We start from the raw sequence: 8,176 nt of genomic DNA, 5'->3' as shown, positions 1-8,176 counted from the left end.
CGGACAGTCGTCCGTCTGGATCGGACATGCTACGCTTAGCGTACGATTTTTTCCGGATTCTGTGGGCTTGACTAGTAGATTAAAGGAGCCAAAGCCGTTCAGGGGGAATCCGTACAGCATCCATACGCAAGATGCTTGACTGGAAAATAAGCCATCGGCAATAGACCTAACGGGCTAAAATTTGGCTACTGCTATACGGCGACACCATGTAAATAGCGTTTAGGAGTAAAGCAGAGAAAAAATTTAAAGGTCGCTACATAGTCCGTTGCCGTCACTCGGGATCAAAGTATCAAAGTCTTCTTTTGGCCGTTCCCTTCCTTTAGAATGTGTAAAACATCGGTCTGCATTCTATTAAAATGAAGCATACCTGATTAGGATGTTACTCATTTACGAAGGAATCCTTACGGTCCTCCAAACTATCCTTCACCCTTCGACAGGGCTCTCCTGAGCGTAGCCGAAGGGCTCAGGGCGAACGGTAGTTTGAGGCTCTCAACTGCTCTTTTTAGGTTAAAACACCATTCACTAGGAGTTGCTGATGAATTATTTGGATATGTTATCCGTGGCTTTGGAAGAAGCCCGTGCGGGATTTGATGAAGGCGGCGTTCCGGTTGGTGCGGCATTATTCGATTGCGAAGGCCGTGTGCTTGGTCGGGGGCGTAATCGGCGAGTTCAAGACGGCGATCCATCGATACATGGCGAAACCGACGCATTTCGTAAAGCGGGGCGGCAAACGAACTACCGCGATAAAATTCTCGTGACGACCTTAGCTCCTTGTTGGTATTGCTCCGGATTGATTCGACAGTTTAATATCGGCACCGTTGTTGTCGGCGAATCGGTCAATTTTTCAGGGCATTTGGATTGGCTCAGGGAGGCAGGAGTCAATGTCATCGAGTTGCACGATGCCGATTGTATTGAGCTAATGCGCCGTTTTATCGAGCAATCGCCGCATATCTGGTTTGAAGATATCGGCGAATACGTTGGTGCTTAATCCTAAATCCGGCGGCTTAATCTTTCTGCTTGGAATAGATCAAGCAGATATAAATAAAAAACTGCGTACCGAAAATTAGATTGGCCATCAATAAATGTATCGGTTGCGCGCTAGCGGGAAAACCGAGTCTGTCGAGGCTGACTCCGGCCAGAATTGCAATGACGACCATGGCGGTCAAGGCTATGCCGAGTGTATGCAGTAGTCTGTTTTGAGCGGGCGAGCGATACAGTTTCCAGGCCAGCCATAGATTTGTAAACAAGATAATCGACGAAAACGAGCGGTGTACATAAAAAATGATGGGGAGGTCATCGCGCCAATATTGACGGTCGATATAGGCATGTTCGTTAGCAATTAGATCGACGGCTTCTCGAACTTGCGTGCCCATTGCTACTTGAATCAAGGTCATGGCCAATGCGGCGGTCAACACGCCCTTGAAAACATGGGGCAGCGACTGTGTATCAAGGCTTTGAAAAAACTCCCGCTGCGATCTTGCTATCACGTAAATTAGCAAAGCCACGATGAACAATGCCAATAGCATATGTAAGGTTATCATCAGCGGCTTTAGATTGCTGGCGACAACCACGGAACCTAGCCAAGCTTGAAAGCCGACGATAAAAACCACCGCCAAGCAAAGATAAAATACCGTCTTATCGGACTTGAGATAAATACGGGACGACCAAGCGGTCAGTAAAATCAGAATTCCAATGCTGGCGCCGGTTAAGCGATTTAGATACTCGGTCCAAGTTTTGACCGGATTGAAATCGGTGTTTTGATAACCTCGTTCGGCATAGATGGTTTTGTAGTCCGGCGGAAGCTGAGAAATGTCGGTTGGGGGAATCAATTTGCCGAAGCAAGTCGGCCAGTCAGGGCAACCCATTCCGGCGCCTGATGCGCGAACGATGCCTCCGACCAGGATCAAGAAGTAAACAGCGAAAATGGTAATGGTTCCGATGCGTCTGAACCTGAGTGCGGCTTCAATATCAATCATTGGTGTGATCTATAAGTTTTTGAGAGGATATCAGTGATACTTTTGGTTAGCCGAATCTCGGCACCGGATTGCCCGTCATAAGCATTGCTCCAAAAGTAGCTATGATTTTGAAACATCGACAATGATCTATGGGATTTAGACGCTGCCTAAGTACGGGTTTTGCATAACGCCACGGATGTTGTGTAGTAGGGCAATGCAGGAGCGAAAATCAGGAAAACATAGACTGTGCAATTTCTATTTCTTCGGATAATCCTTCTATTTCCAGAATTTCAGCATCGGAAGACAGACCCAGCTTGGCAAATGCCGGCACGGTAGACCAGTCAACCCGTGTTGCAGGATGATCGGTCCCGGCTATGCTTTGTAAAAAAGCCACTTGTACAAGATCAACATAATCGGCTTTTTCACCCGAGTCATAGCCAAAGTTAACGTATTGATACGGCACGGCTTTTAACTCATCGGGAAAGGTCCATGTATCCATAATGATTTTTCCAACGGCCGGATGGGCTTTTTCCAGCAATTTTTCAAGACGTGAAGGGCTGTCTCTGAATTCCGGAATATCTTCTACCAGCATCAAAATTGGCAATTTGCCAATTTGGTGAATGAGCCCTGCTAGCATAGCTTCATCGGGATTTAGATGCCGGGTGCATGTTGCCAATGCTCTACTGATGGCCGAGACATTGATACTTTGTTCCCAGGACTGTCTGAAGTAATGCTCAAGCACTGTTGAAGTCGGGCTGAACATTTGTTGCATTACCAGGCTGCTTATCAATGAGCTAATGGTTTTAAGCCCTAGACGCGTGACCGCCATTTGAATGCTCTTGATCTCGTTGACTCCGCGATATAAAGGGCTGTTAGAGACTTGAATCAAGCGCGTAGACAAGGCTGCGTCGGTGACAATCATGTCTGCTAATTGCTGTGCCGTTGCTTCGCCTTTAGCTACTGCGTCGCGAACCTTTAACGCAATGTCAGGGAGAGTTGGCAATATCAGGCGATTGGCATCCAGTTCTTTTTGAACATGGTCAAGAAAAGCCTGGACTGATTTAAATTGCATTCGAGTTCAAGTTCCCATCAAAGATTTACAGTTTAAATTCAAATAGCTGTCCAAGTAGGAAAGCAGCCGTCAAGCCTAAGTTTTCGAAAAAACCATTTTTAGCTAAGGATTTCGTGAAAAATAACTTCCTGGAGCTATGAGTTTTGTAGCGGGTTCGGTAACTCACTTGACAGGACTCCGTGAACCCAGCACCTAAATTATCTAAGATAGTTAACCATAGCCAATGGGCTATGGAATTTAGGTGCTGGGTGAATACGTCCGTGTAGGTTTCACGGCGGCGACTGATTGCCATGGATGGCATGAATGCAGATTTTGCAGGAACAAAAATCTGCCCTGCCACCGACACCTGCCAATCGAGTTACCGAACCTGCTTACCTTGCATTAAAATTTTGAGGCTCTCAACTGCTCTTTTTAGGATAAAGCGCCAGCTATTTACTTAAAATCCATAACCCAGTCATTTTATCCGACATGAAAATCGGTAAATTTCGACATCCAACGTCAAGCATGGACGCGATCGCTCAGCACCAATTCCATAGAATTATAGCGTTATTAGCCTGATTTTGTCCTTAGTCGTTGTATCAAGCATTAAGTTTTCGCTATCGAGTTCGCAATTCGGAAGAACTGCAAGCAGCTTAATGGTATTTCGTTCCTTTTGAGCGCGCAGGATTTTTCCTATCGTTTGACCGCTGTCGTCGAGAATAGCCGTTTTCGGAGGCGGCACTTCCGCGGCAGCGGATTCGGCTAAGAACAGCATTCTTTTCGTTTTTCCAAGATAATGTGTGCGCGCTACGATTTCTTGTCCGGTATAACAGCCCTTGTTAAAACTGATGCCGCCTAATTGATCGAGATTCAGCATTTGCGGAATAAATTCTTCGCTAGTTTCCTTATCGACCCACGGTATTCTGTCTTCGATATCGAATAGCCGCCATTGCTCAGGGTTGCTTGCATGGTAGCCTTGTTCTTGGGTAAGCGAGGACCATAGTTCGATGGCTTGTTCCGCCGATTCAACGGCTATATAACGTGATTTCGATGAAGGCAGTTTTATCAAGCGGAAGGGCTCGGCAAGCATGTGAAGTTCATGCTCCGGAACGGGCGAAAAAGAGTTTGACGAGCTTTTGTTAATCCCAACTAGGCAATACTCGTCTCGGCTATCGATCAGCTGCACATCGGCCCGTAAAATATATTTTCGTAGTTTTTCGATGATGCTATCGAGTAATTCGGAAGGCAAGATTAGAAGGAAGCCGTCGTTCGACTTGAATACAAGAAAATTGGCGATAACGCGCCCTTTAACATTGCAAAAGGCTCCGAAACTGCACTTTTGTTCGGTGAGTTCGTCGATATTGCAAGTTACTTGGCCTTGAAGAAATCGGCCTGCATCGGTGCCGGTGACTTTTAACACGGCTAGATCGATAACCGGACAAACCTGCCCGGTTTGTTTGTCTAAATCGTCGATTTTTTCTATGTTGGCAGTCTCGGTATTAATTCGAGTCTGCTGTTCAATAAGAAAGGATTTCCAAGCTTGATTCATGAATTATCGCTAGAGTTAATTGAAAGTTTCCGATTATATACTTCGCGCGGTCACATTTGCGATTTTCTGACGCGCTCTTTTGTCCGATAGCGGCGTTACGAAAACAGTTACATAGCTTGCTATGCGCCTGTTTTCGTGCCTTGCTACCGAACAAAATAGCATTGCCATAAAAGCCGCAAACATGACCGCACGAAGTATACTTCTGTCTGTTTAATGCTTGAAAAATATCAAACCATCGTTATTGTATGAAACATTTAGAGTTGGTAACGCTGCAAATCGGAATGTCGAAACGAGAGAAAAAAATTCTATTGCTCATGCACTTGATGTCTTTGCTTGCGATTGCGCTCAGTGCTATCGAGCCTTATGTTCAATGGCTGTTGATTGCGGTTGTTATCTTTAGCGGCATTGTCTCTCGACGCCGCTATTTTATTGGCGATACCGAACGCTTGCTTAGATATTCCGAAGATTACGGCTGGCAGCTTTTCACAGGGGATAGCTTCGCTCAAATTCGGATTCTCGGATCAACGGTCTTGACGCCGCTTGCGATTTTTTTTCATTATGAATTGCAAGGTAAAAACCATTACCAGGTCATTTTTAACGATGTCATGGACGAAATCGATTTTCGAAGACTAACCGTATATCTAAAAATAACCGTTTCAACAGAAGAGTAGGAAATCGGTTTTTATGCGGCATTTTTTTTGGTTCGCTCCTGCTTTAAGGCTTACCGCTTAAATATCCGGCGAATGTTGTTTCATCAATCCGTCCGGGAATTGTATAATTACGAGTTTTTTATCATCAAAGCAACTATCCCAATTGCTTAAACACTTCAGAGACCTCTATGGCGCTATATTGCGGAATCGTCGGATTGCCTAATGTCGGTAAATCAACTTTATTCAATGCTTTAACCAAGGCGGAAATCGCCGCCGAAAACTACCCTTTTTGTACTATCGATCCCAATGTCGGTGTTGTTGCCGTGCCAGACCCGAGGTTGGATAAACTCGCTGAAATCGTCAAGCCTCAACGTGTACTGCCAACCACGATTGAATTCGTCGATATCGCCGGATTGGTTGCCGGTGCTTCGAAAGGCGAGGGGCTGGGCAATCAATTTCTTGCCAATATTCGCGAAACCGATGCTATCGCACATGTCGTCCGTTGTTTCGAAGACGATAATGTCATTCACGTTGCCGGAAAAATCGATCCGATAGCCGATATCGAAGTCATCAATACCGAATTGGCGCTGGCCGACATGGCGACCGTCGAAAGGGCCTTGCAGCGGGCAGCCAAGGCGTCAAAATCCGGCAACAAAGACGAACTAGCCAGAAAAGCCGTATTGGAAAAAGTTAACGAACATTTGAACACCGGCGAACCGGTTAGGGCGATGGATTTATCCGATGATGATATGGCCCTGATTAAAGACTTGTGTCTGTTAACTGTTAAACCCACGATGTACATCGCCAATGTTCAAGACGACGGTTTTGAAAACAATCCGATATTGGACAAAGTAAAAGCATTCGCCGACAAAGAAGGTGCCATGGTCGTACCGGTATGCGCGGCAATCGAAGCGGAAATCGTGCAGCTTGATGAAGACGAAAAACAAGAATTTCTTGATGATTTAGGGTTGGACGAGCCGGGTTTGAATCGAGTCGTGCGTGCTGGTTACCGGCTGCTTAATTTATCGACGTATTTCACGGCGGGCGTCAAAGAAGTTAGGGCTTGGACTATACACGTCGGCGCCACGGCTCCGCAAGCTGCAGGAGTCATTCATACCGATTTTGAAAAAGGTTTTATCCGCGCCGAAGTTATTTCCTATGAAGACTTCGTTACTTACAAAGGTGAGCAGGGCGCAAAGGATGCCGGTAAATGGCGTCTCGAAGGCAAAGATTATGTCGTTAAAGACGGCGATGTCATGCATTTTCGCTTCAACGTTTGACAAAACAAGAGCGGGTCTCTATAATGCCCGCTCTTTTGCAAGACCTCTTCAATGGCGATGTAGCTCAGCTGGTTAGAGCACGGGATTCATAACCCCGGGGTCGGTGGTTCAAGTCCACCCATCGCCACCATTAAATCAATAAGTTAGTGAACTTTTGATTTTGTTATATTATCAGTTGCAACCGATTTCGCAACGATTCCATTAAGAATTTTTCATGTTCCGCTAGAAGCTAGATTTTTAAATGAGCGTAGCTCGTGACTATCGTACTTCGCACGATTCTTTTTCAAATTTCTGACGCGCTCTTTTGTCCGTCTTCTTCGTTACACAGTATATGTGATTCGCCTATTTGCGAGTCTTGAATACGAACAGAAAATTCTGTCAGTTGCGTAACTTATTTCATGCCCATCCTTTACTAGCGGCACTTTCATGTGATCAAGCTGATTCGATCATAAGTGAATCTGCTATCGCTTCTCAGTCGAGTAACCGCACCCTCTTCGGAACCGGAATTGTTTTTCATATCGAAAAATGAGATAAAGAGTCCTAATCTACGAACTTTCATAGTAAAAAAACACTCATCTGCATTTTTAGGACTAATGTTTGGAAAATAGGATGAATTTTAGAAAACTCAGCGCAAGACTGTTCCTAGTAATAAGCCTTGGAGTCATGAAAACAATGTTGGCAGGCGAGTTTGTAATCGATGATCGTAGCAGTGGCAATTTGAAATCCAACCTTGGTATGGAGTGGCGACTGGTCAGCGATCAGGTCATGGGTGGAGTTTCCAAGGGAAATCTAAAATTAGATACTCATAAAGGAAGAGATTGCCTACGTATGCAGGGCGATGTTTCAACCGAACAAAATGGTGGCTTTGTGCAAATGGCTTTGTCTGATGAAGACAACTTCGATGCATCGGCCTTTGACGGTATTGTCTTCGAAGTAGCCGGTAATAATGAAGACTACAATATTCATTTTCGCACTTCGGACCTTTGGTTCCCCTGGCAATCTTATCGTGCCGAATTCCATGCGACCGACGAATGGCAAACCGTTCGTATTCCTTTTGCTAATTTTGATGCCTATAAAACATCACAGAAATTTCTTCAACGTAATCTGAAACGTATCGGATTGGTCGCTATTGGCCGAGATTTTAGGTTCGATTTATGTCTCGGTTCTCTACGTTTTTATAGTGTGGATAATTAGGTGTCTGACTCTTTGAGTCGTATCTTAATCGCCAGCCTCTTTGGTATCACTGCCTGCACATATGTCGCACCTCAAACGGTCATAACCATCGCGGATGCTAGAGCGCATAAATCTAACTTCATTGACATTGGTGTGCCAGGTGATTCCGAAGGGGATATTCTGACGTTCGATCAACCCTTACTAGATGAACAAGGTTCGCGGATCGGTAATAATAGCGGCATGTGCATACGCACGCGCGTTGGCCATAGCTTCCAATGTCAATGGACCTTGACCATGAAGAACGGCAGTATTCAGGTGGCTGGGCGTGAATTCGATACAGGAACGTCAGCTATAGCGATTGTTGGCGGTACAGGCCGATATTCGGGCATCAGCGGGCAAATGGAGTCTGTTAACAATGGAGACGGTACTTTCACACAAATTTTGCACTATTGGGTTCGATAACAGCCAATTGTGCTGCTCGGATTTTGTAGTGGTGCAGGCTTGAAAATCTTTTCGGT

Annotated in this window: 8 protein-coding genes and 1 tRNA gene; 6 read left to right on the top strand and 3 right to left on the bottom strand. The window is 45.4% G+C overall.

Annotation, left to right across the window (positions count from 1 at the left end; genetic code table 11):
• The first annotated feature begins 535 nt into the window (after positions 1-535).
• The gene (locus tag ACRJJO_RS16410) at positions 536-988 is read left to right on the top strand and encodes a nucleoside deaminase (RefSeq protein ID WP_341328790.1); all 453 of its coding nucleotides are present in this window, start codon (positions 536-538) and stop codon (positions 986-988) included.
• 16 nt (positions 989-1,004) lie between these two features.
• Here ACRJJO_RS16410 and ACRJJO_RS16405 read toward each other — a convergent pair whose 3' ends face one another.
• The 3 genes from ACRJJO_RS16405 to ACRJJO_RS16395 form a co-directional block, all read right to left on the bottom strand.
• Entirely contained in the window at positions 1,005-1,976 is a 972-nt protein-coding gene (locus tag ACRJJO_RS16405; protein ID WP_431066733.1) for a COX15/CtaA family protein, read from the bottom strand.
• A 208-nt stretch (positions 1,977-2,184) separates the two neighbouring features.
• The gene (locus ACRJJO_RS16400) at positions 2,185-3,027 is read right to left on the bottom strand and encodes an HDOD domain-containing protein (protein ID WP_431066732.1); all 843 of its coding nucleotides are present in this window, start codon (positions 3,025-3,027) and stop codon (positions 2,185-2,187) included.
• 538 nt (positions 3,028-3,565) lie between these two features.
• Positions 3,566-4,555 (bottom strand): YgfZ/GcvT domain-containing protein, encoded by a 990-nt coding sequence (locus ACRJJO_RS16395; RefSeq protein ID WP_431066731.1) that lies wholly within the window; start codon positions 4,553-4,555, stop codon positions 3,566-3,568.
• Positions 4,556-4,800: 245 nt separating this feature from the next.
• Here ACRJJO_RS16395 and ACRJJO_RS16390 point away from each other — a divergent pair, with 245 nt between their 5' ends.
• From ACRJJO_RS16390 to ACRJJO_RS16370, 5 genes are all read left to right on the top strand, one after another.
• On the top strand, positions 4,801-5,226 hold the full coding sequence (locus tag ACRJJO_RS16390; protein WP_431066730.1) for a protein YgfX: 426 nt from the start codon (positions 4,801-4,803) through the stop codon (positions 5,224-5,226).
• Positions 5,227-5,393: 167 nt separating this feature from the next.
• Positions 5,394-6,485, top strand: a complete 1,092-nt coding sequence (gene ychF, locus ACRJJO_RS16385; RefSeq protein WP_431066729.1) for a redox-regulated ATPase YchF — start codon at positions 5,394-5,396, stop codon at positions 6,483-6,485.
• 53 nt (positions 6,486-6,538) lie between these two features.
• A tRNA-Met gene (locus ACRJJO_RS16380) sits at positions 6,539-6,615 on the top strand.
• Between the two features lie 533 nt (positions 6,616-7,148).
• Positions 7,149-7,679 (top strand): CIA30 family protein, encoded by a 531-nt coding sequence (locus ACRJJO_RS16375; RefSeq protein ID WP_431066728.1) that lies wholly within the window; start codon positions 7,149-7,151, stop codon positions 7,677-7,679.
• Positions 7,680-7,691: 12 nt separating this feature from the next.
• On the top strand, positions 7,692-8,120 hold the full coding sequence (locus ACRJJO_RS16370) for a dirigent protein (RefSeq protein ID WP_431066727.1): 429 nt from the start codon (positions 7,692-7,694) through the stop codon (positions 8,118-8,120).
• Positions 8,121-8,176 lie beyond the last annotated feature (56 nt).

The organism is Methylotuvimicrobium sp., assembly GCF_050611805.1.
Taxonomy (GTDB): domain Bacteria; phylum Pseudomonadota; class Gammaproteobacteria; order Methylococcales; family Methylomonadaceae; genus Methylotuvimicrobium.
The sequence above is the reverse complement of the archived record's forward strand: the minus strand, read 5'-3'. Positions and strand labels throughout refer to the sequence as shown.

What these genes read in the sequence shown, in the direction of transcription:
- ACRJJO_RS16410 (WP_341328790.1), top strand. Translation starts at nt 536, where the DNA reads ATGAATTATTTGGATATGTTATCCGTGGCTTTGGAAGAAGCCCGTGCG.
- ACRJJO_RS16405 (WP_431066733.1), bottom strand. Translation starts at nt 1,976, where the DNA reads ATGATTGATATTGAAGCCGCACTCAGGTTCAGACGCATCGGAACCATT.
- ACRJJO_RS16400 (WP_431066732.1), bottom strand. Translation starts at nt 3,027, where the DNA reads ATGCAATTTAAATCAGTCCAGGCTTTTCTTGACCATGTTCAAAAAGAA.
- ACRJJO_RS16395 (WP_431066731.1), bottom strand. Translation starts at nt 4,555, where the DNA reads ATGAATCAAGCTTGGAAATCCTTTCTTATTGAACAGCAGACTCGAATT.
- ACRJJO_RS16390 (WP_431066730.1), top strand. Translation starts at nt 4,801, where the DNA reads ATGAAACATTTAGAGTTGGTAACGCTGCAAATCGGAATGTCGAAACGA.
- ychF (WP_431066729.1), top strand. Translation starts at nt 5,394, where the DNA reads ATGGCGCTATATTGCGGAATCGTCGGATTGCCTAATGTCGGTAAATCA.
- ACRJJO_RS16375 (WP_431066728.1), top strand. Translation starts at nt 7,149, where the DNA reads ATGAAAACAATGTTGGCAGGCGAGTTTGTAATCGATGATCGTAGCAGT.